Genomic DNA, 25,129 nt, shown 5'->3' with positions numbered 1-25,129 from the left:
GGCTCACCATGAAATCTCGGAGGGGGCGATGCGGGTGTCGTTGCACTCGACCCGGTCGATCCGCCCGTCGCGGAACCAGATCACCCGATGCGCCATCCCCCGGATCGCGGCGTTATGGGTGATGACGGCGGTGGTGGTGCCGAGCGTGTCGTTGATGGATTTGAGCGCCTCGAGCACCTGCACGCCGGTCTGGCTGTCGAGCGCGCCGGTCGGCTCGTCGCAGAGCAGCACCTCGGGGCGTTTGGCGATGGCGCGGGCGATGGCGACGCGCTGCTGTTCGCCGCCCGACATCTCGGCGGGAAAGTGATCCATGCGGTGCGTGAGGCCGACCTGTTCGAGCGCCTCTTCGGGGCGCATCGGATTGCGGGCGACATCGGTGACAAGCTGCACGTTCTCGCGCGCGGTGAGGCTGGCCACGAGGTTGTAGAACTGAAAGACGAAGCCCACGTGATCGCGCCGGTAGCGGGTCAGCCCCCGGTCGCCCAGTTGCGTCAATTCGGTGTCGCGGAACCAGACGCGGCCCGAGGTGGCGTGATCGAGCCCGCCAAGGATATTGAGAAGCGTGGATTTGCCGCTGCCGGAGGGGCCGAGCAGCACCGCCAATTCACCGGCATAAAGCCGGATATCCACACCGGCGAGAGCATGCACCTTGAGCGCGCCGGTGTCATAGACCTTGGTCAGCCCTTCGGTGCGGAAGATGACGGAAGGTTCGGACATGGCCTAGCTGCCTGCCCGGTCTGACGGGGCCGGGTTCTGGGGTGAGATCAGGGCCGCATTCGGGGCGGATGGATCGGCGGGAAAGATCACCGGGCAGCGCGCGGCATCGAGAAGGCGGCCCACCGGCGGCAGTGCCGCGCGGGGGGCGGCGGCGATCACGGCGGCGGGGCGGCGGCGTTCCAGCTGCGCCAGAAGCGCCGACATGTCGGCGACGGGAACAAGCACAGGGGCGTGGGCGCCCGGGGCTGCATGGGCGGCAAGAGCGGCCTTCAGCGCGGCATCCCCGCCGGGCGGGGCCAGCACCACCAGCGGCCTGTCCGGATAGGCGGCAAGCTGTGCCGCAAGCGCGACCAGATCGGCGGCAGGCGCCGCACCATCGGAGAGCAGCACCACGCAATCGGCGCCACGCTCGGGGCGGGCAAACCCATAGACCAGCAGATCGCCGGCCCCTGCGCCTTCGTCGAGCGCGGTTGCGAGCCGGCCTTGCGCCTGTCGGAACGCGGCATGGACAGAGGCCGCCTGAGCCGCGCGCAACAGCCCCTCTTCAAAGCGGCGCGCATCGGCGCGGAACGCATCGAGCATCCTTTCGGCGGTGATCGGCGCGATCTGCCCGCCGAAGAAGCCCACGGCACGGGCGCGCGGCCCCGAGGCCGCGGCGAGGATCGCCTCGTCGGTGACCAGAAGGCCATAAAGGTCAGCGCCCCGGCGGCGGGCGATCTGGACGGCGATCTGCAAGGTGCCGATCGCATCCACCGAGCAGGTCGCCCCAAGGATCACCCGCGCGCGGCGGTCAGCGGGCCTCATGGCGCGCCTCCCGGCGGCTCGGCCGCCTGTTTGACATAGGCGCGGCGGGCTTCGGCGAAGGCGCGCAGCCGGGCGTCGACCCGGGCGTTGATGCTGCCTTCGGGATAGGCGCCGTCGGGGCCGCGCTGGCCTGCCTCGGCCCCCATCAGCACGGCGATGGCATCCGAGACGCTGCGCATCGGGAGGATGCGGAAACGGCGGTCGCGGACCGCGTCGATCACCCGGGCGCGCAGGGCGAGATGCTTGATATTGGCGGCGGGGATCAGCACGCCTTGCCGCCCCGTCAGGCCACGGGCGGCGCAGATGTCGAAGAAGCCTTCTATCTTTTCATTGACCCCGCCGATGGCCTGAATGTCGCCGAACTGGTTGACCGATCCGGTGATCGCGAAGGACTGGTCGATGGGCACCTCGGCCAGCGAGGAGATCAGCGCCAGCAATTCGGCCGCCGAGGCGCTGTCGCCATCCACGCCACCATAGCTTTGTTCGAACACCAGACTGGCCCAGAGCGACATCGGCGCGTCGGTGGCGAAGCTGCTGGCAAGATAGCCCTGAAGGATCAGCACGCCCTTGGAGTGGATCGGGCCGCCCAGCTCGGTCTCGCGTTCGATATCCACCAGTTTGCCGCTGCCCATCCGGGTGCGCGCGGTCAGCCGGGAGGGCCGCCCGAAGGTGGCGGCGCCGATCTGCAGCACCGACAGCGCGTTGATCTGGCCGATGCGCGCCCCGTCGGTGTCGATCAGCATGGTCTGCCGGGTGATCGCCTCGTGGGAAAGATCGCGCAGGCGGCTGGCGCGGTGGTCGCGTTCGGCAATGGCGCGGTCGATATCGGCGGCGGTGATCGCGCTGTGATCGTTGCCATCGGCCCAGTGATCCGCCTCGCGCAGGATGTCCGACAGGGTGTCGGTGTCGAGCGTGAAGCGTTCCGCATCGCCCGCAAGCCGGGTGCTTTCGCGCAAGGTGGCGGCCACGGCGCCCGGCTCGAGGGGACGAATGCCCGCGTCATGCGCCAGACTGCCCAGCATCCGCGCATAGCCCTGCCGGTGGTCTTCGCCCGCCGGCATGTGATCGTTGAGATCGGCCTGCAGCTTGAACAGATGCGCGAAATCCGGATCATAGGCCGCCAGAAGGTAGTAATGCAGCCGCTCGCCCACCAGCACCACACGGGTCTTGAGGGGGATCGGATCGGGATCGAGCGACACGGTGGAAATCAGGCTGAGCCGCTCGCCGGGCGAATAGATCGAGATCTCACCGGTGCGCAGGCAGCGCTTGAGCGCGTCCCAAGCGAAGGGTTCCTGCAGCACATGCAGCGCATCCAGCACCAGAAACCCGCCATTGGCGCGATGCAGCGCACCGGGTTTTATCATGGTGAAATTGGTCACCAGAGCGCCCATTTCGGAGGCGTATTCGATGCGCCCGATCAGGTTGCCCAAGGTGGGCAGCGATTCCTCGATCACCGGGGCGCCTTGGGTGTCGGGGGCGGCACCCCCCTGCCCTGCCCCGTCATGCGCGACCATCACGTTGACGGCGTAGCGCTGAAACTGGGGCCGCGCGTAATGCTTGCTGGTGGGGCCGGGAAAGGGGCCGCCCTGCATCTGCTCGTCGCGGATCAGAAAAAGCTGGGCGTTCTCGATCAGATCGGCGCGCACCCGGTCGAGATGCGCGCGCACCGGGGCATGATCGCGAAACGCCTCGGCCACTTCGGCGATGGCGGCATCCACCCCGGCGGTGGCCATCTCGACATTGAGGGTCTCGACGCGGGCGCGGTGCTGTTTCTCGAGCGCAGGCGCGGCCTTGAGCACCTCGGCCAGCTCACCTTGGGTCTGATCGACGGCGGCATCGACGCGGGCCTGCTCGTCTTCGGAGAGCGCCTCGTATTTGTCGGGGGTGAGCACCTCGCCGCCATGCAGCCCGGCCACGGTGAAGCCCATCGGCGTGCGCAGGATGGCCACGCCCCGGCCACGGGCGCGCTCGAAGAGCTGCGACATCTCGGCCTCGTGCAGATCGGCGAAGTCCTGTTCGATGGCGTTGCGGCGGGTCTGGTAATCCTCGGATTCGAAGATCGCCGGGATGTCATTGGCCAATTCGTCGATCAGATGCTCCATCGCCTTGCAGAAGCGGCTGGCCTGACCGGGGGGCAGTTCGATCGCGCGCGGCTTGTCGGGTGCGTCGAAATTATTCACGTAGACCCAATCGCTTGGCCGCTCGCGGGCCGCGGCAGCCTGTGCCAGAATGGCGCGCACGATCCGGTGCCGACCGCTTCCGGGCGTCCCCAGCACGAAGGCGTTGAAATCGCCATGCGGTATCTCGGCGGCCATGCGGATCGCATCCACCGCGCGCTCCTGACCCAGCCAGCCGATATCGGGCGCGAGATCGGCGGTGGTGGCGAAATCGAAATCCGCCGCACTGACCGGGACGCAAAGTAGCTCGGGCGCAAGCGGCTGCGGGAGTCCGGGACCATCGGCGGGATCTGAGGTATCGCTCATGATGCGGGTCGCAGCCTCCTGTTGCTGGAATGCCGGTAAAGCGGTGTGCGCAACGAGCTTAACGCAGGGCAAGCCGCCGGGAATTGACGTCAGTCAAGGCCGCGATCCGGTGTTTGCACTGGCAAGTCGGTGGCCGGCGCGATATTGCACCGGTTCAGCAGCGTTCGGGACGCGGGACAACAGGATGACGCCAGACAGCACAGCGATGGGACCGGTGCGCCTGACGGGGGTAAGCCACGGCTTCGGCGCCCGCAATGTGCTGCGCGACCTAAGCCTGACGCTGTCGGAACGGCGGATCGGCATCGTGGGGCGCAACGGCTCGGGCAAGACGACGCTGTCGCGGCTGATCGCGGGGCTGATCGCGCCCGATGCGGGACAGGTCAGGGTGGCGGGCGTCGATGTCGCCCGCGACCGCAAGGCCGCGATCCGCACGGTGGGCATCCTGTTCCAGAACCCCGATCACCAGATCATCTTTCCCACCGTCGAGGAAGAGCTGGCCTTTGGCCTGCGCCAGCTGGGCCATGACAAGACCGCCGCACGCGCCGAGGCGCATTCGATGCTGGCGCGGTTCGGGCGCGCCGATTGGTCCGAGCGCCCGGTTGCGACCCTGTCGCAAGGCCAGCGGCATCTGGTCTGCCTGATGTCGGTGCTGGCGATGGCGCCGCGCGTCATCGTGCTGGACGAGCCGTTTGCGGGGCTGGACCTGCCGACGACGCGGGCGCTGCGGCGCTATCTGGATGCGGTGCCGGCACAGGTGATCCATGTCTCGCACGACATTTCCGCGCTTTCGGGCTATGCTCGGATCATCTGGCTGGAGGAAGGCGGCGTGGCCGCCGATGGCCCGGCGGAGGCGACGCTTGCGGCCTATCTGCAGGCGATGGAGGCGCTTGGCGATGCTGACGCTGACCTCTGAGATCCGCACGCCTTATCACCGGCTGCGCGCCGGGGCCAAGCTGGCCGCGCTTTGCGCGGCGACGGTTGCGCTCTTCGTGCTCGACAGCGTCGCCGCGATGCTGCTGGCCAATGCGGCGGTGGCGGGGCTTTACCTTGTGCCGGGATGGCGGTTCCTGCGCGCGGGGCTGGGCCTTCTGACGCCGGTGTGGTTTTTCGTGGCGCTGGTGCTCGCGTGGCATGGGCTGACCGGCGATCTGCGGGCCGGCACGGTGATTGCGCTGCGGCTGATCGCGGCGGTGGCGCTGGCCAATCTGGTGACCATGACCAGCCGCTTCGACGATCTGGTCGAGGTGGTGATGTGGGGGCTGTCGCCGCTCAAACGGCTGGGGGTCAGAACGGCGCCCATCGGCTTTGCCATCGTGCTGGTGGTGCGCTTCATCCCCGTGATGCTGGACAAGGCCCGGCTGCTGATCGACGCTTGGCGCGCGCGCAGCCCGCGGCGCCCCGGCTGGCAGGTGGCGCTGCCGATCACGCTGGTGGCGGTGGATGACGCCGAACATGTCGCCGAGGCGCTGCGCGCGCGCGGCGGATTCGATATGGATTGAACAGGACACACAAGAAAGGGAACAGGACGCATGGAACGACAGGTCACACTCATCGCCCTTTTCGCCGCGCTGATCGCGGTGCTGGGGCTGGTGCCGAAATTCACGCTGGCCTCGGGGATCCCGATCACCGCGCAGGGCATGGGGATCATGCTCTGCGGCACGATCCTGGGTGCGCGGCGCGGCGCGCTGGCGGTGCTGCTGTTTCTGGGGCTGGTGGCGCTTGGCCTGCCGCTTCTGGCGGGCGGGCGCGGCGGTCTGGGCGTCTTTGCCGGGCCGACGGTGGGCTTTCTGATCGGCTTTCCGATCGCGGCCTTCGTCACCGGGTGGATCATGGAACGGATGCGCGGCGCGCCGGTCTTTCCCGCCGCGATCTGCGCGGCGGTGATCGGCGGGATCCTGGTGCTCTATATCCCCGGCATCCTCGGGATGGTGGCGATGCTCGATCTCACCGTGACCCAGGCCACGCTGTCGATGGCGCCGTTCATCCCCGGCGATCTCATCAAGGCAGGTCTGGCGGCAGCGCTGACCGCGGCACTGTACAAGGCGCGCCCCTCGAGCGTGCTGTCTCGCGCCTGAGCCTGCAGCCCTTTAGCCGCAGGTCTCAGCCGCAATTATCAACCTTTGTCGAGTGCGGCGAGATCAAGCCCCTGCTTGAACTCCAGCTCGACAAAGGCCATGGGCGCCGTGCCGCCATTGATGACGTTATGCTCCACGCCGACGGGCCGGTGATAGGTCCGACCGGGCGGCAAGCTCACCTCATTGACGCTGCCATCGGGCATCTCGAGATGCATCTCACAGGCGCTCAGTGCCACGATGACGTAATCGAAGCCATGCACATGCCAGCCGGTCTCGGCGCCCGGTTCGAAATCGAACCTTGTGATGCGGTGGCTGTCATCATCGGCCAGGGTCGTGGGCTGCGCCTGCGGGCGGTCGGACATCGGGTCGGCTCCTTGCAGATGGACTGTCGCCGCAAAGCCTAATGCACCGGGTTTCTTCTGGCCAGAAATATCCCGGGGGCACGTTGAAATCCCTTCAGGATTTCAACGGCGGGGGCTGGCCCCCACCCGCGCGCCCATGGCGCGCAAACCCTGCCGCGCCACAGGCGCGTCCATCGGAGCGCCTGACCTCGGGTCTAGACCCCCCAGCTCGCGCATTTGCGGTCGATGGTCTTGCGCGACACGCCAAGGCGGCGGGCAGCCTCGGCGCGGTTGCCGCCGCAAGCGTCGAGCACGTTGAGGATATGGCGCTGCTCGACCAGCTCCAGCGTCTCGATGGCCTCGGGGCCGGTGATGCGCCCCTCGCCCGAAAACTCTGCCGGGAAAGCGCCGAGAATAACCGAGCGTTCGATCAGGTTGCGCAGCTCGCGCACATTGCCGGGCCAGTCGTAGCGGCTGAGCTTCAGGAACACCTCTTCGTTCAGCTCCAGCGCCGGCAGGCCGAGCGCGCGGGAAAACTCGCTCATGAAATAGGCCGCAAGCTCGACGATATCCTCGGTGCGGTCGCGCAGCAGCGGCATCTCGATGCGGAACACGTTGATCCGGTGATAGAGATCGGCGCGGAACCGGCCTTCGGCCACCGCCGCATCGAGATCGGCATTGGTTGCGAACAAAAACCGCAGGTTGAGCGGGATCTCGCGCTCGGCGCCGGCGGGGCGGATGCGCTGATCTTCGAGCACGCGCAACAGCGTGGCCTGCGCTTGGGCGGGCAGTTGCGCCACCTCGTCCAGAAAGAGCGTGCCGCCATCGGCATGCAGGAACAACCCTTCCTTGAGCGGCTGGCCGTCCTGCAGGACCCCGAACAGCTCTTCGGAGATCTTGTCAGGCGAGATGGCGGCGCAATTGACGGCGACGAAGGGCGCCTCGGCCCGGTCCGACAGGCCGTGCAGGGTGCGCGCGGCCACTTCCTTGCCGGTGCCGCTGGCGCCGGTGAAGAGCACCGTGGTGCGCTGCGGCGCCACCTTGGCCAGCATGTCGCGCACGTCCTGCACAGCGGGGGACTGACCCAGAAGACGCCCCCGCGCGCTGATACCGCCCTCAGACAGTTCGTGCTTGAGAAGGTAATTTTCGCGCCGCAGATATTTGCGGTCGAGCGCGCGCGCCACGGCATTGAGGATCTGGTTGGCGCGGAACGGTTTGAGCACGAAATCCGCCACCCCGGCGCGCAGCGCGCGGATGGCGGTGTCGAGATCGGCATAGGCGGTGATCAGGATCGCATCGGCGAAAAGCCCCACGCGGCGTTGCTCATCGAGCCAGTCGAGACCGGCCGTTTCGGGCATGATGTTGTCGAGGATGATGAGATCGAAATGCGCCTGATCCAGCAGGTCCGACGCCTCGCGGGCCGAGCGCGCCTGTTCGACGCGCTTGCAGCGCGGCGTCAGAACCTTGGTCAGGAAGTTGCGCATCCCCGGCTCGTCATCGATCACGAGGATCGACGCCACCTCGAGGTTTTCGCCGTAATCGTCATCGGGCCGGGTGGCGCCGCTTGTCTGAACGCCGGCGACGGTCATTCCGACGCGTCATCGAGCCGGACAGAGTCACTGGCGAAGATCTGCCCGCTTGAGAACCCCATCTCGCCGAGAATGTAGTAACCGGCGATCGAGATCACCACCGTGGCCGCAAAGGCCGCATACATCGCTTTCATGTCAGTTCTCCTTGTCTGGGGCCGTATCCGGAGCCGTCGCCGTTCGCAGGAAGGCGATCAGGTCCTGGCGGTCTGTTTCGGCCCGGATGACCTGCATCGGCATCCTGGACCCTGGTATGTAGTGGTCGGGGCCCATGTCGAACAGGGCGTCGATGGTGTCATCGGACCAGATGATGTCCGATGTGGCGAGGATGTCGGAATAGGGGTAATCCGCGATCGCCCCGGCCTTGCGGCCGAAAAGATCATGGAGCGTCGGTCCCGCCTTGCGCGAGGGCGGCGGGGTCAGCGCGTGGCAGATCGAGCATTTGCGCATGAACTGCCGCTCGCCATTGGGCATGGTTTCGGGATCGCGCAGGAAGCTTTGCCGCTGAGAGCTTCCGGCGGGGTCGAACGCGTCCAGCAGGGCAACGGGCCAGGAATAGACCACGTCATCAAGCCCGCCCGCGAGGATCGAGGCCCCGTCGGCGGAGAAATCCAGCGCCCAGACCGGGCCGCGCTGCATGGCGCGGAAATCGCGGGTGATGCGCCACGCGTCGGTGTCGATCATCATGATATAGCCGTGCCCGTCGCCCACCGCCATTTGGCTGGTCGCCGCGTGATGCGCCATTGCCAGCACCGGGCGCCGCTCGAGCGAGAAATCGTAGAGTTGCTCCCCGCTGACCGGGTCGATCACCCGCGTGACGCCATCGACTGCGCCGTAAGCCAGCCAGGCATCATTCGGACCCAGCACCAGCCGGTTCACGCCGAAGCCCTGATCGGTCAGAACTCGGTCCGCGCCCGAGGCCACATCCCAGACGCGGATCGTACCATCGGCGGAGGCCGAAAAGAGCCGCGCGCCGTCCGAGGCGAAGGTCACGGCATTCACCCCCGATCCATGGCCGCGCAAGAAGCGCGGCGCACCGTCAGGCGCGACAAGCGGCCAGAGCCCGATGGAACCGTCCCAACTGGCCGAGGCCAGAAGGGCGCCATCCGGCGAGACCGACAGCCCCGCGACCTTGCCCTGATGCCCGGTCAGACGGCTTGATGTCCCGGCATCAAGGTCCCACAGGATCACATTGAAATCGTCGCCCCCCGATGCCGCCCGGTCAGGGGCGAGGAAAAGCACCGTGTTCACGGCGGCGTCATGCCCTTCGAGCCAGCGCGGATCGCGTCCCTGCCAAAGCCCCACGGAATTGTCGAAGCTGCCCGAGATCACCCGGCCCGTCGCAGGATCGACCTGCACACCCATGATCGGGCCGCCATGGCCCTTGAGCGTGGTAAAGTCCTGACTGGCGGCCGGGAGGGCCGCCAGCACAGACATGAGCAGGCCTGAGACCAGCGCGCGCATCCCTTATTCCGCGGGAGTGGGCGCCTTGCCGGGTGCGGGCGCCTGGCCTTTCTGCTGCAGCTCTTCGAGCCACAGGCCATGGTGTTCCCGCGCCCATTGCTCTTCGACCTCGCCCGAGCCCATGGCATCGAACGCGCCTTCCATGCCGACCGAGCCGATATAGATATGCGCTAGGATGATCGCCATCAGCACGAAGCTGACGATGGCATGCCAGGCCTGGGCCAGCTGCATCTCCTGATGCGGCGGCAGGTCGGTGGGCAGCACGCCCAGACCCACAATCTGCGGCAGGCCGGTATCGTTGAGGATCGCGAAGGTCTTGGCGAACATCGGCATCTCGAACGGGAAGAGCAGCGACAGACCCGAGGCCGAAATCGACGCGCCCAAGATAATGACCGACCAGAAGATCATCTTCTGGCCCGCATTGAACTTGCGCGCGGGCGGGTGAACGCCCTTGGTGAAGATCCCGCCGCCCACGGCCAGCCATTTCAGGTCGGTCTTGTTGGGGATGTTGTGCACGACCCACAGCACGAAGGCCATGGCCAGCCCCAGCATGAAGGCCCAGGAAATGTTGTTGTGGATCCATTTCGACGCGATCGCGACGGTCGAGAACGCCTCGTGGCCGAACGCGGGAATGATGAACTTGCGGCCCATCAGCGTGATCAGCCCGGTGATCCCCAGCACTATGAACGAGCCAGCCATCAGCCAATGCGCGAAGCGTTCGATGAAGGCGAAGCGGGTCACGGTGCGGCCGGATTTCTTGCCGTCGATGCGGATCTTGCCGCGGATCAGGTAGAAGATCACCAGAAGTCCGAGCGTGCCCACCAGTGACAGACCGCCATAGGTGATCAGCGGGCCTTCGCGGAATTGCAGCCAGGCCATGCCGCTGTCCTGCACCAGCACCTTGGCGACGGGGCCGCCTGCGGAGACTTTCACATCGGCATCGTTGAAGCGCAGATCGCGCCAGACATCGGAATTGGACATGCCACCGAGCGTGCCCAGAGGGCCGGTCCCCGGGGCGGCTTCGGCGCTGCCGTCATCGGTGCCGCGGCGCCAGCTGTTGTCCACGGCCTCGCCGCGCTGGCGGGCCAGAATATCCTCGAGAGTGGGCGCCCCGCCGGTGGCGGAGCGGTCGATCTGGGGTGTCTCGGTGGCCTGTTGCGCGGTCACGGAAGACACCGGCGCGGCCAGCAGCAAAGACAAGAAGAACGTGTACAGAAGCCGGGTCATGCGATCTGTCCTGTATCAAATGAAACCATCATGGTCAGGTCGGGCAGCCGGGATGGGCCGCCCGACCTGTGCGGTCAGGCAAAGGGATGCGCGGAATTCGCGCATCCCGTGGTCCCGAAGGGATCAGCCGCCCTTTTGCTCGTAGGCGGTGCCCCAGCCCCAGGCGCCGGAGCCGAAGCCCCGTGCGACCACGCGCTCGCGGTAGATATTGGCGACGACGTCGCCATCCCCCGCCAGCAGGGCCTTTGTCGAGCACATCTCGGCGCAGATGGGCAGTTTGCCCTCGGCGATCCGGTTGCGGCCGTATTTCTGGAACTCGGCCTGGCTGTGGTTTTCCTCGGGGCCACCGGCGCAGAAGGTACATTTGTCCATCTTGCCACGGCTTCCGAAGTTGCCTGCCTGCGGGAACTGCGGCGCACCGAACGGGCACGCGTAGAAGCAGTACCCACACCCGATGCACAGATCCTTGGAGTGCAGAACCACCCCGTCGGACGTCTGGTAGAAGCAGTCCACAGGGCAGACCGCCATACAGGGTGCATCCGAACAATGCATACAGGCGACCGAGATCGACCGTTCACCGGGCTTGCCATCCTCGATGGTCACGACCCGGCGCCGGTTGATACCCCAAGGCACCTCGTGCTCGTTCTTACAGGCGGTGACGCAAGCGTTGCATTCGATGCAGCGCTCGGCGTCGCAGAGAAATTTTGCTCTTGCCATTCTCTTGTCTCCTTACGCTGGCATGATCTTGCAGAGAGTCGCTTTGGTCTCCTGCATCTGGGTCACAGAGTCATAGCCATAGGTCTGGGCCGTGTTGGTCGATTCACCCAAGACATAGGGGTCTGCCCCGTCCGGATATTTCGACCGCTGGTCCTCGCCCTGGAAATGACCGCCGAAGTGGAAGGGCATGAAGGCGACGCCTTCGCCGACCCGTTCGGTGACCATGGCCATGACCTTGACCTTGCCGCCTTCGGGGCCTTCCACCCAGACCTGCTCGCCGTCGCGCACACCAAGGTTGTTCGCATCCCTGGGGTTCACTTCGATGAACATGTCCTGCTGAAGTTCGGCAAGCCACGGGTTCGACCGTGTTTCGTCGCCACCGCCCTCGTATTCCACAAGGCGACCCGATGTCAGGATGATCGGGTAATCCTTGGAGAAGTCGTTCTTCTGGATCGACGCATAGAGGGTGGGCAGGCGGTAAGCATGCCGGTCTTCGTAGGTCGGGTAATCCGCCACCAGATCGCGCCGGTTCGTATAGAGCGGCTCGCGGTGCAGCGGCACCGGATCGGGGAAGGTCCAGACCACGGTCCGGGCCTTGGCGTTGCCGAAGGGCGCACAGCCATGTGCGATGGCAACCCGCTGGATACCGCCCGAAAGGTCGGTCTTCCAGTTGACGCCGGGCACCTTGTCGGCGCTGCCCGCGACCTTTTCGATCGCGGCGCGTTCATCCGCCGTCAGGTCACCGTCCCAGCCAAGATCCATCAGCATCTGCATGGTGAATTCGGGATATCCGTCCTGGATTTCCGAATCCTTCGAGTAGACGCCTTCGGCCAGCAGGTTTTCGCCATCCCGCTCCACGCCGAAACGGGCGCGGAAGGTCAGGCCGCCATCGGCCACCGACTTGGACATGTCATAGAGGTTCGGCGTGCCCGGGTGACGCATTTCCGGTGTTCCCCAGCAGGGCCAGGGCATCCCGTAATAATCGCCATCGGCGGGGCCACCCAGAGCCTTCAGCGTCGTCCGGTCGAACGTGTGCTGGTTGGCCATGTGCAGCTTGAGACGCTCGGGCGACTGGCCGGTATAGCCGACGGTCCACATGCCGCGGTTGAACTCGCGGGTTGTGTCCTCGATATTCGGCGTGATGCCATCCGCTTCGAGCTGGATGTTGCGGAACATCCGGTCATGGAAGCCGAACTTCTTGGAGAAGAGGCCGATGATCTCGTGGTCGGTCTTCGATTCGAACAGCGGATCAATGACCTTTTCGCGCCACTGGATCGAGCGGTTGGACGCCGTCACCGAGCCGTAGGTTTCGAACTGCGTGGTGGCCGGCAGCAGGTAGCAGCCATCGGTCCGGTCATGCAGCACCGCCGAGACCGTCGGGAACGGATCGACCACGACAAGCATGTCGAGCTTTTCCATCGCCGTCTTCATCTCGGTCATACGGGTCTGCGAGTTGGGCGCGTGGCCCCAGAGCACCATCGCACGGACCTTGTTGGGCTGGTCCATGTTCGCGGTGTCCTCGAGGACGCCGTCGATCCAGCGGCTGACAGGGATACCCGACAGGTTCTGCAGGGATTTTTCCTTGCCATCCTTGCCGGTGATCTTGTCGAAGCGTGCCGCCAGCCATTCTGGATCTTCGCCCCAGACGCGAGCCCAATGTGCCCACGAGCCTGCGGCCAGACCGTAATAGCCCGGCAGCGTGTGCGACAGAACACCAAGGTCCGTGGCGCCCTGCACGTTGTCATGGCCGCGGAAGATGTTGGTGCCGCCACCCGACACACCCATGTTGCCAAGAGCAAGCTGCAGGATGCAGTAGGCGCGGGTGTTGTTGTTGCCGTTGGTGTGCTGCGTGCCGCCCATGCACCAGATCACGGTGCCGGGACGGTTGTTGGCCAGAGTGCGCGCGACGCGCTCGAGCTGGCTGCCGGGGGCGCCGGTGACGCGCTCGACCTCTTCGGGGGTCCACTTGGCGACTTCTTCCTTGATCTGGTCCATCCCCCACACGCGGGTGCGGATGAATTCCTTGTCTTCCCAGCCGTTCTCGAAGATGTGCCACAGGATGCCCCAGACCAGGGCCACGTCCGAGCCCGGACGGAACCGGACATATTCATCGGCATGCGCGGCCGTGCGCGTGAAGCGCGGGTCGCAGACGATGAGGGGCGCGTTGTTCTGTTCCTTGGCCTTCAGCACGTGCAGCAGCGAGACGGGGTGCGCCTCGGCAGGGTTGCCGCCGATGATGAAGATCGCCTGAGAATTGTGGATGTCGTTGTAGGAGTTGGTCATGGCGCCGTAGCCCCATGTGTTCGCAACACCCGCAACGGTGGTCGAGTGACAGATCCGGGCCTGGTGATCCACGTTGTTCGTGCCCCAATAGGCCGCGAACTTGCGGAACAGGTAGGCCTGTTCGTTGTTGTGCTTGGCGGAGCCCAGCCAATAGACGCTGTCGGGGCCGCTTTCTTCGCGGATCTGCATCATGCCGTCGCCGATCTCGTTGATCGCCTGTTCCCAGCTGATGCGCTTCCACTCGCCGTTCTCTTTTTTCATCGGATATTTGAGACGACGCTCGCCATGCGCGTGTTCACGCACCGACGCACCCTTGGCGCAATGGGCACCGAGGTTGAACGGGCTGTCCCAGCCGGGTTCCTGACCCGTCCAGACGCCGTTCTGCACTTCGGCGATGACCGTGCAGCCGACCGAGCAATGGGTGCAGACCGATTTCAGGGTCTGGACCGCGCCTTGCGCCGCGGTGGCGGCGCTGGCTTTCGTGACGGTGCCACCCATGGCACCGATCGCGGCAAGGCCACCGATGGCCAGACCGCTGCCGCGCAGAAACGCGCGGCGGTCGACGGATTTCCCGGCGACCTCAGACAGGATACTTGTCCGCTGGGGGCGTCTCGCAACCCCGTTGGTCTTTTTCCTAAGCATGTTTTCATCTCCTCCCGGGCGCACCCCAAGGGGCTTGCTGGGTACTAAGGTTGATCACCGGACAGTCGGGCGTCACGCAACCTGTCGCCGGCATGGATGGGTGACCTTGTCCGGTTCAGAACCGGGCAGAGTCGAGATAGGCGCGCGTATGCGCGGTGTCCTGAATCCGGCTGGATGCAAGATCGGGCTCGGCCGCTTCGGCCTGCCCACCGGTCACTGCCGTCACGACCGCAACAGCGGGCGCGCCGGAGGCGGCCAGTTTGAGAAAATCGCGACGGCTGGCGCCATCCTCGGTTTTCTTCGACATGAGAGTCCTCCTCTCGTTGGTGGTGGCGGTTGCCCGCCGGGTCATGCGGATCCCTCCGCGCTCATTCGGAAGCCTTGGGTCTCGATCTCCATGAAGACCCGGCCGACAGCGCCGACCGAGGCATAGAGAACCGAGTTCTTTGCAGCCTCCAAATCCGTGAAAAAGTGCCCGGCCCAAGGGCCGATATGCTTGTTGTAGAAGGTCTTTTGATCGGCCAGCGACGCGGGCTTGCCGAACCGTCCGGTAATCAGGCCCGCCATCATCTCCATCAGGGAGGCGATGTTGTCCTCGGGCTCATAGACATTGGGCGCGCGGGTCATGCCGCGCGCGGCCATGTCGCGGCGCAGGGCGGCCAGCGGTTTTTCGTTCAGGAACCCGGTCAGGTAATAGCTGGCATAGGGCAGAAGCTCGCCCCGGCCCAGACCGATGAACAGCGCGTTGAACTCGCGTTCAACGGCGGGTTCCTGCGTGTGGCGCGCGATGCGCGACAGCGCGGCGATGGCGGTGCCGAGGTCGGTGTCGTCACCCGACAGGCGCGCGGTCTGGTCGAGCAGGCCCTGATTGGGCGGACCGGCCAGCAGCACACCGAGATAGTCGTACAGATCGGCGCGCAGCCGGTCTTCTTCGAGGATGGCGTGGCTCACTGCTGCTTGCTCCGTCACTGTGATGCTCCCGTCATGTCAAAGCCCTGACCGGGCGGCGCCCGGTCATCGAAGGAAAACCGCAACCGGCGGCGCGGCGGGGCGGAAGGCTCGGGGTCGTTGTCTTGCCAGACATAGGCCTCGCCGTGTTGATCGGGGTCGTCGTCTTGATCGGTGTCGGCCTGCGCGGTGTCGGTACATGTTTGCACGACGCTGTCGGCGGGCTCTTCGGCGGCATCGGTCGCATCGGCCATGTTGGCGGCGTCAGACTCGGCGGCGGATTTTTCTTCCGCTTGGCGGGCCAGTTCCTCGACATGGGCCATCATGCCCTTGCCCACCTGATAGGCGGTCTGCAGGTTTTCGAGCACGGTGGCGCTGTCGGTGAAATCCTCGCCATAGTCGATCAGGCCATCCAGATTGGCCAGCGCCGGGTTGGACAGCCAAAGCCGCCGCAAGGCGCGGCGGCGGATCCGGTCGGGCACGGCCTTTTGCATGAAGGCGCGGAAATCGGCGCCCGGCTCGAGCGTGTCGGGATCGGGCAGGCCCAGTTCCTCGAGGATCTCGGCATCGGGCTTTTCTGCAAGCTCCTCTTCGCGGGCAGCCTCTTCGGCGGCCAGGGCGGCGCGGGCCTCGGCCTCCTGCTCGGCCTGAACCTTGGCCTTGCGGCGCGACCAGAAATCACCCCGGCTCATTGCATCCGTCCCTTGCGCTGCAGCGCCGGCGAGCGGAAGACATCGCGCATCTGGTGAATGCGCGGATCGCCCACACCATCCTCGACGACGTCGATATCGACGCGGTCGCGGCGGCGCTTCTTGAATTCCTCTTCGACATGGTGGGTATCGACGAACTCGCTGACCCAGGCCAGCAAGCCTTCGGGCATGGCGACCTTTTCGACGATCTCTTCGCCGCTGTCGCAATAATCCTGCGCCTCATAGGGCGAGGCGGTGACCAGAAGCACCTCGAAGGGCGCCCCTTGGGTCGACGCGGTGGCGCGCAGCACGACGTAGATGCAAGGCACTTGTGCCGCGAGGCCGTGCACATAGGCATCGGTGTCGGCGCCGTGCAACTCGAGCGTCGGTGTCGCGGCATGGTATTCGGTCACATCCCCTTCCGAGCGCAAGACACGCCAATCGGCCGGGCCGGCACCGGGCAGCACGGCCACGGCTTTCCAGGCCCAAGCCGCCCAACGGGTCGCGCCCGGCGTTTTCCGGATGACGACGCCAAGCGGCATGCTGGCGTATCTCGACGGATTGTGAACCACACCGATCCTCCCCAGTTTCGGTAGCCCATAGACTGGTACAGTTTCCGGACCACTCAAAGCGAAATCTGCATTCCATTGTCCACAATGGAGGGCTATGGACAGAATGGGCAGCGGTGAAAGAGGCAAACTGCCGCATTGGACAAAAAGTCCCCACGCGGCCCTTACGCATGTCGGCGAAGCGCGCCCGGCTGGACCATCTTGGGGAATCACTTGGCTGATTCGCGGCGCGATGCGCGGTCGGTCCGCTTTGGTAAATGATGTTTACCACGGCTGCGAATCATGTGTAATCTGTGGCTCGCCGAACGCTCTGAAGGCGTCTGGCATGGGGAGGCAGTCAAAGCGAGCGACATGGCTAAGCGATTGATTTTATGTAATTGTTCCGGCACCCAAGAGATCGACCGAGAGGGATTGGAACAGGCGACCGGGCTGACATGCTCGCAGGTGCATTCGGGGCTGTGCACAACGCAGCTGGACCGCGCCGCCGAGGAAATCGCCGCCGGGGACGCGGTGATTTGCTGTCGCCAAGAGCAGCGCATTTTCGAAGAGCTGGCCGCCGATTCGGAGGCGCCGGACCCCGCTTTCACCGACCTGCGCGACCGGGCCGGATGGTCTGACGACCCCCGGTCCAAACTACCCAAAATGGCCGCGCTGATGGCCGATGCGACGCTGAATGTTCCCGCCGAAAAGACGCTGGATGTGGTCTCGGAGGGGCTGTGCCTTGTGATCGGCGCGTCGGATGTGGCGCTGGAGGCGGGCCGCAAACTGGCCCCGATCCTTGGCGTGACGGTGTTGGTGACCGACGATACCGACCCGCCCGAAAGCCGCGACTTTGACGTGATCCGGGGCAATTTGCGCAGCGCACAGGGGGCCCTTGGCCAGTTCCGGGTGCAGATTGACGCGCTGCGGCAGGTCAACCCGGCAGGCCGTGGCCCGCTGACATGGACCGAGCCGCGCGATGGCGCGGTGACCGAGTGCGACGTGATCCTCGATCTGACGGGCGGCACGGCGCTGTTTCCAGCCCCGCAAAAGCGCGAAGGCTATCTGCGCGCCGATCCCGGCAGCATCACGGCGGTGGCAGATGCGGTGCTGAACGCAGCGCAGATGATCGGCACGTTCGAAAAGCCGCTTTACGTGGCGATGGAGCCGCTCTTGTGCGCCCATAGCCGGGCCGGCAAGGTCGGCTGCAGCAATTGCCTTGATATCTGCCCCACGGGTGCGATCATCCCGGCGGGCGAGCATGTGACCATCGACCCGATGATCTGTGCGGGTTGCGGGGCCTGTGCCGCGCGGTGCCCCTCGGGGGCGATCACCTATGACGCGCCCTCGCCCGACACCACGTTCCGGCGCATTCAGACGCTGGCCTCGGCCTATCGCAAGGCGGGGGGCATCGCCCCGCGCCTGCTGGTCTGCGACCGGGAGTTCGGCACGCAGATGATCCAGCTTGCGGCGCGGCATGGGCGCGGATTGCCGGCGGATGTGATCCCGATGGAGATCGACGTGATCTCGGGGTTCGGGCATGCCGAGATGCTGGCGGCGCTGGCCTCGGGCTTTGCGGATGTCACGATCCTGCTGGCCCCCACGACCGAGCGCGATGCGCTGGACAGCGAAGTGCCCTTGGCGCAAGCCATTGCGGGCGAAGGGAAAATAGAGCTGCTGGATGTGAATGATCCGGATGCGATGTGCGAGGCGCTCTATGCGCCGGACGATCTGCCCCAGCCGGTGGAAGACACCGTGCTGCTGATGGGCAGCCGCCGACAGGTGGCCCGGATGGCAGCGAAGGCGCTGAACCCGGCCGATGCGGTTCTGCCCCTGCCCGAGGATGCGCCCTATGGCGCGGTTCTGGTGGATACCGATGCCTGCACGCTGTGCCTGTCTTGCGTGTCGCTGTGCCCGTCGGGCGCGCTGCTGGAGAATCCCGACAAGCCGCAGTTGCGCTTTCAGGAGGATGCCTGTCTGCAATGCGGGCTGTGCGCAAATGTCTGCCCCGAGGATGCGATCACCTATGAGCCGCGCCTGAACCTTGCCGATGCGGCGATGACGCAGGTGGTGCTCAACGAGGAAGAGCCGTTTGCCTGCGTGGAATGCGGTGCGCTTTTCGGGGTGAAATCAACGGTCGAGCGGATCACCGAGAAACTGGCTGGCAAGCACGCCATGTTCGCCAATGAACAGGCCGCGCGCATGATCCAGATGTGCGACAATTGCCGGGTGAAGGCGCAGTTCCATTCCAAGGACAACCCCTTTGCCGGGGGCGACCGCCCGCAGGTGCGCACGACGGACGACTATCTCAGCAAGCGCCGGGATCACTGATGTTCGATCGGCGCGCCCAGATCGGCCGGCTCGATATTCGAGACATAGGCCAGGATCGCCTCGAGCTGATCGAGATCCATCTCGACGGGCACGATGGGCGATGGGCGGTCGATCGGAAAGGGCGGGGTCACGTCCTTGATCTGGGTGAAGGCGGGATGCGGGTTGAGCGCGAAAAAGCCCTGGAAGCGGCTGTCCCAGTCGCGCATGGCGCGCAGCACGAAGAACGAGGGGGCGGAGCCGATATCGTTCATCCGCTTTTCGTCCATCACCACATGGCAGCGCCCGCACATTTCGTCAGACAGCGTCTTGCCCAGGGCCGCGTCACCGTCAAAGGTGACAGCCACCGCCTTGACGCGGACCTCTTGCGGCAGGCTGAAGGGGGCGGTTCCGTCGATCTCGAAGGCGGTGATCGTGCGGCGGCCGATCTCGCCGGTGAGCCAGTCGGCAAACCGCGCGGCATCCGCATTGCCGGTATCCAGCCGCATCAGGCTCCAGGTGGCGTTCGGGCCTTGAAACACGGGCGTTCCCGCTGTTTGGTTGGTCAGCGCCAGATCGGCGCTGTCCTGCGCACCGACCATGTCGATCCGAACCCCGGTTTTCAACGAGAACCGCGGCACCACATAGTCCAGCAGGCCCGAGTCCATCAGCGCCGGAGGCACGGCGAGCCGAACATCCTCGGCCGCCGCGACCGTGACGGGGCCAAGCACGCTTGCCAGGGCAAGCCAGGATGAAACAACGAGCCGACGCATGGACCCAAGGTAGAAAGCCAAGGCCCACCGCGTCAACAATCTTGAGAGAGGGAGACGGAAATGAGCGACGATATCGGTGATTTCAACATGTCCATGCGCAAGTTCCTCAAGCAGGTGGGCGTCACCTCGCAGCAGGCAATCGAGGACGGTCTGCGCAAGGCGGGCGATCTGGACGGCAAGGAATTCAAGGCGCGCGTGGTTCTGACGGTCGACGGGCTGGATATCGAGCACGAAGTGACCGGCATCATCAAGGGGCAAGGCTGACCGTGGCTCTGACTAGAGAAACCGTTCTCGAGGCGCTGAAGGCGGTCAATGACCCCGTGAGCGGCTCGGATATCGTATCGGCAGGCGTGATGCGTGGGCTGAACGTCGAAGGCGACACCGTGCGCTTCGTTCTGGAGATCGACCCGGCAAAGGCCGATATCTACGAGCCGGTGCGCGCCGAGGCCGAAGCCGCGGTCAACGCGCTCGCGGGGGCGGCCAGCGTCTCGGCGGTGCTGACGGGGCATTCCTCCAAGGCGCCGCCGGACCTCAAGCCGCAGCGCAAGGCCGAACCGCAAGGGCCGCAGCACGTGCCCGGCGTCAATCACATCATCGCCATCGCCAGCGGCAAGGGCGGCGTGGGCAAATCCACCGTCTCGGCCAATCTGGCCTGTGCGCTGGCCGCCGAGGGGCGGCGCGTGGGTCTGCTGGATGCGGATGTCTATGGCCCCAGCCAGCCAAGGATGCTGGGCGTGTCGGGCCGTCCTGCCAGCCCGGATGGCAAGACCATCCTGCCGATGCGCAATCACGGCGTCACCATGATGTCGATCGGTCTGATGACCAACGAGGATCAGGCCGTGGTCTGGCGCGGTCCGATGCTGATGGGGGCGCTGCAGCAAATGCTCATGCAGGTCCAGTGGGGCGCGCTTGACGTGCTGCTGGTCGATCTGCCGCCCGGCACCGGCGACGTGCAGATGACGCTGGCGCAAAAGGCCGTGGTGGACGGGGCGATCGTCGTCTCGACCCCGCAGGACGTGGCGCTTCTGGATGCGCGCAAGGGGATCGACATGTTCAATCAGCTGCATGTCCCCGTGCTGGGCATGATCGAGAACATGTCCACCCATATCTGCAGCCAGTGCGGCCATGAAGAACATGTCTTCGGGCATGGCGGCGTCAAAGCGGAATGCGAGAAGATCGGCGTGCCGCTTCTGGCGGAAGTGCCGTTGCATATCGACATCCGCACCGCCTCGGACGGGGGGGCGCCGATCGTGGTGTCGAAACCCGATGCGCCGCAGGCGCAGGCGTTCCGGGAAATCGCCCGCTATCTGGTGGATCAGGGGGTGGCATGAGCGACGTGCCGGCCTTTCCACCGCTGATGTCGGGCCACCCGGTCGATGCCGGGATCGACCCGTTCGAAAAGGCCTGTGCCATGGCGGCGCTTGGCTGTGACGCGGGACTGATCGTGCACAACATCGCGGCCAACCGGTTGGCGGCGGCGCTGGTCATGGCGCCCGAGGTGCCGCTGGAGCAGGCGATGGCCATGCTGCCGCTGTGCGGTGTGGGCTTCCAGAACGCGCTTGGCGCGCTCGGCCCCCCCGAAGTGGCGGTGCATCTGGAATGGGCGGGGGGGCTGCGCGTAAACGGCGCCTCTTGCGGCAGGATGCGGGCGATGGCCAGCACGTCCGATGCCACCGCCCTGCCCGACTGGCTGGTGGTGGGGCTGGAGGTGCCGCTGTTGAGCGTCGGCCATGCCCCCGGCGAGCGCCCGGACGAAACGGCGCTTTATGACGAGGGGTGCGCCGATGTGGATGCGACCGAGCTGCTGGAAGCCTGGGCGCGGCACACGCTGGCCTGGATCACCCGTTGGGAAGAGGACGGGCCGCGCGCGCTGCATACCGATTGGCGCGGTCTGGCCCATGGGATCGGCGAGGATATCACCTGCAGCGGGCGGACCGGCACCTTTCTGGGGGTGGACGAGAATTTCGGGATGCTCTTGCGTGACGACACGAAAACGCATCTCATCCCGCTGAGCAGCGTTCTGGAGAAAAGCTCATGAAACTGGCCCGTGCGATCCATTTCGACGAAAGCGACATGCGTGTCTATGCAAGCCCGGCACGCACCGGGGAATGGTGCGTCGCGGGCGGGTTCGAGTTTTCGAACTGGTCCGAGGCCGATCTGACCGGCAAGCCGCGACAGGCGTTTTCAAACGGCTGGCTTGGGGTGGAAACCTTTGGCCGGGTGACCTTTGTCGCCGTCACCCAGATCGAGCCGGCCGAGCGCGACGCGCTGGCCGATGCGCTGGCGCGGCATTTCGTCGATGTCTATGGCGCCCCAAGCCCCGAGGCAGCCCGCCCCGTGGCCGAGGCCGAGATCGACCACATGATCGAGCTGTGCGAGGATCACACCCCCAACACGCTGCTGACCGTGGCGCGGGAACTGACCCCCTCGGGCGTGCGCGAGACGTTTCGCGTGATCGAGGCGCAGGATGCCGGGATCGAGCAATTTGCGATCCACGGATCGCTGGACGAATAGCCCCGACATGGGGCGCGTCACCCGCGCCCCATGATAGCCTGTGTCAGCCCACCAGATAGGCCAGCCGCAACCCGCCCCAGTGGCGGCCATTGACCGTGATCGGGGCCGAGACATCCTTCATCATGCGGTATTCGCCGCCGCCCATGTCACGGCGATAGGCCTGCACGAGGAAGGGCCGCTGGCTTTGCCCCGCACGCAGGCCGACACGGTCGTTGAAGATGCGCCGGTTGCGGGAGTTTTTGGCGTTCCACTCGATGGCTCCCGCTTCCTGCGGACGGCTGAACTTGAGATTATGGGTCGCGATATAGCCGTTGCGATCGGTCGCGGCACAGAACACGACCTGCTCCGAGAAATTCAGCATCGGCTCCTGTATCTCGGGCAGCATACGGTCGGTGAAATGGACGAAACGCGTCATATGCTGCTGCGGGTCCGAGCCGGGAATGACGGTATACGCCTCGTCGAACAGATCATGCACCGATATGGCGCCGCGCGTCACCGCCTCTTCGAACACGCGCGAGATATCGGCTGCCGCCTTGCTGACCGCCTTGATATAGGGCGTGTCCACGGTGTGAACCCCAAGACGCGCGGAAATCGCGGTGATCGTTTCGGAATCGTTGGTGATATCCTGCAGCTTGTCCGACGCCGTCGAAAGGCTCATGGTGGATTGCTCGACCGTGTCGGTCAGGGTCTCGACCTGCTGCTGGGTCTCCATGATCGAGCCTTCGATGCTCCGGGAGGCCGCAACGATGTCTTCCTGTGCCCGACGGACGGTCGCGAAGGTTTCGGGCAGCGCGTGAACGTCGTCCTCGACCGCGCCGGTCACGTCACGGATCTTGTCGGCAAGGCCGCCCGCATCCGTGACCTGACCGATCAGGGAATTCAACTCCTCGGCCAGTTTGTCGACCGTGCCGGTGATCTCGGCGGTGGCCGAACTGGCCTGTGTGGAGAGGTTCTTGACCTCACCCGCCACCACGGCAAAGCCACGGCCATATTCCCCGGCGCGCGCCGCCTCGACCGCCGCATTGAGCGACAGAAGGTTGGTGTGACGCGCGATCCCCGCCACGTGCTGCGACACCTTGGTGACGCTCTTGACCGTTTCGGCCACCCGCGTCAGCCGCTCGCTGATGACCGCGACCTGTTCGGTCAGATTCGCCACCTGCACGACCATCTGCGCCAGATGCGAACTGGTCAGGCCGATGCGTTCCTCGGCGGCCCCGGACTGTTCCAGCGCCGACGCGGCGGCGTCGCGCACCTGCAAGCCATGCGTGGCCATGTCGCGCATCCGGTCCTTGATGACCAGAAAGCCGTCGCGCTGCCGCACCGCCAGCTCTGATACATCCTGCACATCGCCCGAAACTGCGGCGATGGACACCGCCAGATCACCGATACGACGCGCGATATCGGATACCGATGAAAGATCCGTCGCATCGCCGCCGGTCTCACCCTCGGCCTGCACGTCCAAGTCAAAATCCCGATCGAACATTCGTCGTCTTCCTCCAAGTTGCACTTGTCAGAGAGATAACGGCGCAAAGCCCGGCCCTATTAGGCGGGCCATGGCTGTTCCGGGGATTATACCGCCTCGGCCCGCAGAACCGCGCCGGGATTCATGATGCCCAACGGATCAAGGGCCGTCTTGATCGCGCGCATCGCCGACAGCTTGGCAGGATCGCCATAGCGCTCGAGATCCGCCACCTTGAGCCGGCCGATCCCGTGTTCGGCGCTGACCGAACCGCCCATCTCGTCCACCAGATCATGCACCGCCTGCTTGATCGCCGCGCGTTCATTCATATGGTCGTGACGGCTGCGGCCCGGCATCGGGAACACGTTGTAATGCAGGTTCCCATCGCCCAGATGGCCGAAACAATTGATCCGGAACGCGCCGATCCGCGCGATGACATCCGGCGCGCGCGCGATGAAATCGGGGATCGCGCCAAGCGGCAACGAGATGTCGTGCGAACTGACCGAGCCGATGCGGCGGTTCGCCTCGGGGATCTGTTCGCGCACCTCCCAGAAGTCGTGGCGCTGCGCCTCGGAACTGGCGATCATCCCGTCGCTGACCAGACCGGCCTCGAACGCTTGCGCAAAGAGTGTCTCAAGCGCCGTTGCCGGATCCAGCCCGCGCGCCAGACCCACATCGATCAGCACGAACCATTCGGGCGGATCGGCAAAGGGTTGGCGGATATCGGGCAGCGTTTCGGCCAGAAATTCCAGCCCGGCAAGGTGCATCAGCTCGAAGGCGCTGACCCCCTCGCCCATGTGATCGCGCGCCATCGACAAAAGCGCGAGTGCCGCGGCGGGGCTGTCGACCACCATCAGCGCCGTCCCCTCGCCCGCAGGGCGCGGCGCCAGCCGCAGCGTGGCTGCCGTGATGACGCCCAACGTCCCTTCCGAGCCGATCAGCAGATCCCGCAGGTCATAGCCGGTGTTGTCCTTGCGCAACCGCTTGAGACCGTGCCAGATCTGCCCATCGGGCAACACCGCCTCCAGCCCCACGCAAAGCTCGCGCGCATTGCCGTAGCGCAGCACATTGACCCCACCCGCATTGGTGGCGAGCAACCCGCCGATCCGCGCGCTGCCCTTCGAGGCGATACTGAGCGGGTAAAGCCGGTCCGCGCCAAGCGCCGCGTCATGCACATCCGACAGGATCGCGCCCGCCTCGACGATCATCAGGTTCTCTTCGGGATAAAGCCCCCGGATCGCGCGCATCCGCTCAAGGCTCAGAAGGATCGGGGCGGTGCCCTCGGCACTGATCTGCCCGCCGACCAGCCCGGTCCCCCCGCCATAAGGCAGCAGCGGGACGCGGTCGCGGGCGGCGGCGGCAATCACGGCCGAGACCTGCTCGACCGTTTCGGGGGCCACGATCACCCCCGCCTGCCCGGCCCAACGGCCACGCGGCTCTTCAAGGTAATGGGGCGCCGCCTCGCGAAAGGCGGACGCAGGAAGCGCGCCCTTCAGGCGCGCTATGATGTCGGGGGTGACGGGGTTCAAAGCCATGCCGATTAGCTATCATG

25 protein-coding genes are annotated in these 25,129 nt (G+C 65.6%); 8 read left to right on the top strand and 17 right to left on the bottom strand.

Features of this window, described 5'->3' with window-relative positions; genetic code table 11:
• Positions 1-3: 3 nt before the first annotated feature.
• The 3 genes from RAZWK3B_RS15755 to RAZWK3B_RS15745 are packed head-to-tail and all read right to left on the bottom strand — an operon-like array spanning position 4 to position 4,004.
• Complete coding sequence (locus RAZWK3B_RS15755) at positions 4-717, bottom strand: ABC transporter ATP-binding protein (RefSeq protein ID WP_007816874.1); 714 nt, start codon at positions 715-717, stop codon at positions 4-6.
• Between the two features lie 3 nt (positions 718-720).
• Complete coding sequence (locus RAZWK3B_RS15750) at positions 721-1,521, bottom strand: hypothetical protein (RefSeq protein WP_007816871.1); 801 nt, start codon at positions 1,519-1,521, stop codon at positions 721-723.
• Positions 1,518-4,004 carry a Lon protease family protein gene (locus tag RAZWK3B_RS15745; RefSeq protein ID WP_007816868.1) on the bottom strand — a complete coding sequence of 829 codons (2,487 nt, stop codon included), beginning with the start codon at positions 4,002-4,004 and terminating at the stop codon, positions 1,518-1,520. The genes RAZWK3B_RS15750 and RAZWK3B_RS15745 overlap by 4 nt, the downstream gene beginning before the upstream one ends.
• A 184-nt stretch (positions 4,005-4,188) precedes the next feature.
• Between RAZWK3B_RS15745 and RAZWK3B_RS15740 the strand changes: the two genes are divergently transcribed.
• The 3 genes from RAZWK3B_RS15740 to RAZWK3B_RS15730 are packed head-to-tail and all read left to right on the top strand — an operon-like array spanning position 4,189 to position 6,079.
• Complete coding sequence (locus tag RAZWK3B_RS15740; RefSeq protein ID WP_232279549.1) at positions 4,189-4,917, top strand: energy-coupling factor ABC transporter ATP-binding protein; 729 nt, start codon at positions 4,189-4,191, stop codon at positions 4,915-4,917.
• Positions 4,898-5,503 carry an energy-coupling factor transporter transmembrane component T family protein gene (locus tag RAZWK3B_RS15735; RefSeq protein ID WP_007816864.1) on the top strand — a complete coding sequence of 202 codons (606 nt, stop codon included), beginning with the start codon at positions 4,898-4,900 and terminating at the stop codon, positions 5,501-5,503. Before RAZWK3B_RS15740 ends, RAZWK3B_RS15735 begins: the two co-directional genes overlap by 20 nt.
• Positions 5,504-5,533: 30 nt before the next feature.
• Complete coding sequence (locus RAZWK3B_RS15730; RefSeq protein WP_007816862.1) at positions 5,534-6,079, top strand: biotin transporter BioY; 546 nt, start codon at positions 5,534-5,536, stop codon at positions 6,077-6,079.
• A gap of 38 nt (positions 6,080-6,117) precedes the next feature.
• Here the strand turns inward: RAZWK3B_RS15730 and RAZWK3B_RS15725 are convergent, their stop codons facing one another.
• The 11 genes from RAZWK3B_RS15725 to RAZWK3B_RS15680 form a co-directional block, all read right to left on the bottom strand.
• Positions 6,118-6,441, bottom strand: coding sequence for a cupin domain-containing protein (locus RAZWK3B_RS15725; RefSeq protein WP_007816860.1), 324 nt, complete (start codon positions 6,439-6,441; stop codon positions 6,118-6,120).
• Between the two features lie 194 nt (positions 6,442-6,635).
• Positions 6,636-8,009: a sigma-54-dependent transcriptional regulator gene (locus RAZWK3B_RS15720; RefSeq protein ID WP_007816858.1), complete on the bottom strand. Its 1,374-nt coding sequence runs from the start codon at positions 8,007-8,009 to the stop codon at positions 6,636-6,638.
• Positions 8,006-8,143: a hypothetical protein gene (locus RAZWK3B_RS21485; protein ID WP_007816857.1), complete on the bottom strand. Its 138-nt coding sequence runs from the start codon at positions 8,141-8,143 to the stop codon at positions 8,006-8,008. Before RAZWK3B_RS21485 ends, RAZWK3B_RS15720 begins: the two co-directional genes overlap by 4 nt.
• Position 8,144: 1 nt before the next feature.
• On the bottom strand, positions 8,145-9,470 hold the full coding sequence (locus RAZWK3B_RS15715; protein ID WP_007816856.1) for a c-type cytochrome: 1,326 nt from the start codon (positions 9,468-9,470) through the stop codon (positions 8,145-8,147).
• Between the two features lie 3 nt (positions 9,471-9,473).
• Positions 9,474-10,697: a formate dehydrogenase subunit gamma gene (locus RAZWK3B_RS15710; protein WP_007816855.1), complete on the bottom strand. Its 1,224-nt coding sequence runs from the start codon at positions 10,695-10,697 to the stop codon at positions 9,474-9,476.
• Positions 10,698-10,820: 123 nt separating this feature from the next.
• On the bottom strand, positions 10,821-11,414 hold the full coding sequence (gene fdh3B / locus RAZWK3B_RS15705) for a formate dehydrogenase FDH3 subunit beta (RefSeq protein WP_007816854.1): 594 nt from the start codon (positions 11,412-11,414) through the stop codon (positions 10,821-10,823).
• 12 nt (positions 11,415-11,426) lie between these two features.
• Positions 11,427-14,339 carry a formate dehydrogenase subunit alpha gene (locus tag RAZWK3B_RS15700; RefSeq protein WP_007816852.1) on the bottom strand — a complete coding sequence of 971 codons (2,913 nt, stop codon included), beginning with the start codon at positions 14,337-14,339 and terminating at the stop codon, positions 11,427-11,429.
• Between the two features lie 115 nt (positions 14,340-14,454).
• Positions 14,455-14,646, bottom strand: coding sequence for a ubiquinol-cytochrome c reductase iron-sulfur subunit N-terminal domain-containing protein (locus RAZWK3B_RS15695; protein ID WP_007816850.1), 192 nt, complete (start codon positions 14,644-14,646; stop codon positions 14,455-14,457).
• Positions 14,647-14,687: 41 nt separating this feature from the next.
• Positions 14,688-15,308: a TorD/DmsD family molecular chaperone gene (locus RAZWK3B_RS15690; protein WP_037296038.1), complete on the bottom strand. Its 621-nt coding sequence runs from the start codon at positions 15,306-15,308 to the stop codon at positions 14,688-14,690.
• On the bottom strand, positions 15,305-15,979 hold the full coding sequence (locus RAZWK3B_RS15685) for a DUF3306 domain-containing protein (protein ID WP_007816846.1): 675 nt from the start codon (positions 15,977-15,979) through the stop codon (positions 15,305-15,307). The genes RAZWK3B_RS15690 and RAZWK3B_RS15685 overlap by 4 nt, the downstream gene beginning before the upstream one ends.
• Complete coding sequence (locus RAZWK3B_RS15680; RefSeq protein WP_007816844.1) at positions 15,976-16,518, bottom strand: DUF3305 domain-containing protein; 543 nt, start codon at positions 16,516-16,518, stop codon at positions 15,976-15,978. The genes RAZWK3B_RS15685 and RAZWK3B_RS15680 overlap by 4 nt, the downstream gene beginning before the upstream one ends.
• Before the next feature lie 378 nt (positions 16,519-16,896).
• On the opposite strand from RAZWK3B_RS15680, the gene RAZWK3B_RS15675 reads away from it, so the two are divergent.
• Positions 16,897-18,855 carry a 4Fe-4S binding protein gene (locus RAZWK3B_RS15675; protein WP_037296077.1) on the top strand — a complete coding sequence of 653 codons (1,959 nt, stop codon included), beginning with the start codon at positions 16,897-16,899 and terminating at the stop codon, positions 18,853-18,855.
• On the opposite strand, the gene RAZWK3B_RS15670 is transcribed toward RAZWK3B_RS15675, so the two are convergent.
• The gene (locus RAZWK3B_RS15670; protein ID WP_037296037.1) at positions 18,849-19,604 is read right to left on the bottom strand and encodes a hypothetical protein; all 756 of its coding nucleotides are present in this window, start codon (positions 19,602-19,604) and stop codon (positions 18,849-18,851) included. The two genes, RAZWK3B_RS15675 and RAZWK3B_RS15670, sit on opposite strands and share 7 nt — an antisense overlap.
• 60 nt (positions 19,605-19,664) lie before the next feature.
• Between RAZWK3B_RS15670 and RAZWK3B_RS15665 the strand changes: the two genes are divergently transcribed.
• The 4 genes from RAZWK3B_RS15665 to RAZWK3B_RS15650 are packed head-to-tail and all read left to right on the top strand — an operon-like array spanning position 19,665 to position 22,118.
• Entirely contained in the window at positions 19,665-19,868 is a 204-nt protein-coding gene (locus tag RAZWK3B_RS15665; protein ID WP_007816838.1) for a DUF6494 family protein, read from the top strand.
• A gap of 2 nt (positions 19,869-19,870) precedes the next feature.
• A complete protein-coding gene (apbC, locus tag RAZWK3B_RS15660) occupies positions 19,871-20,935 on the top strand; it encodes an iron-sulfur cluster carrier protein ApbC (RefSeq protein WP_007816836.1) in 1,065 nt (354 codons plus the stop codon).
• On the top strand, positions 20,932-21,642 hold the full coding sequence (locus tag RAZWK3B_RS15655) for a biotin/lipoate--protein ligase family protein (RefSeq protein WP_007816835.1): 711 nt from the start codon (positions 20,932-20,934) through the stop codon (positions 21,640-21,642). Before apbC ends, RAZWK3B_RS15655 begins: the two co-directional genes overlap by 4 nt.
• Positions 21,639-22,118, top strand: coding sequence for a DUF6505 family protein (locus tag RAZWK3B_RS15650; RefSeq protein ID WP_007816833.1), 480 nt, complete (start codon positions 21,639-21,641; stop codon positions 22,116-22,118). Before RAZWK3B_RS15655 ends, RAZWK3B_RS15650 begins: the two co-directional genes overlap by 4 nt.
• 43 nt (positions 22,119-22,161) lie before the next feature.
• Here RAZWK3B_RS15650 and RAZWK3B_RS15645 read toward each other — a convergent pair whose 3' ends face one another.
• Both RAZWK3B_RS15645 and RAZWK3B_RS15640 read right to left on the bottom strand, forming a co-directional pair.
• Positions 22,162-23,601, bottom strand: a complete 1,440-nt coding sequence (locus RAZWK3B_RS15645) for a methyl-accepting chemotaxis protein (RefSeq protein ID WP_007816831.1) — start codon at positions 23,599-23,601, stop codon at positions 22,162-22,164.
• 86 nt (positions 23,602-23,687) lie between these two features.
• Positions 23,688-25,112, bottom strand: a complete 1,425-nt coding sequence (locus tag RAZWK3B_RS15640) for an FAD-binding oxidoreductase (protein WP_007816830.1) — start codon at positions 25,110-25,112, stop codon at positions 23,688-23,690.
• Positions 25,113-25,129: the final 17 nt, after the last annotated feature.

Origin of the sequence: Roseobacter sp. AzwK-3b (genome assembly GCF_000170875.1) — a bacterium.
In the GTDB taxonomy this organism is placed as follows: domain Bacteria; phylum Pseudomonadota; class Alphaproteobacteria; order Rhodobacterales; family Rhodobacteraceae; genus Roseovarius; species Roseovarius litoreus.
This window is presented reverse-complemented; position numbering and strand designations above follow the sequence as displayed.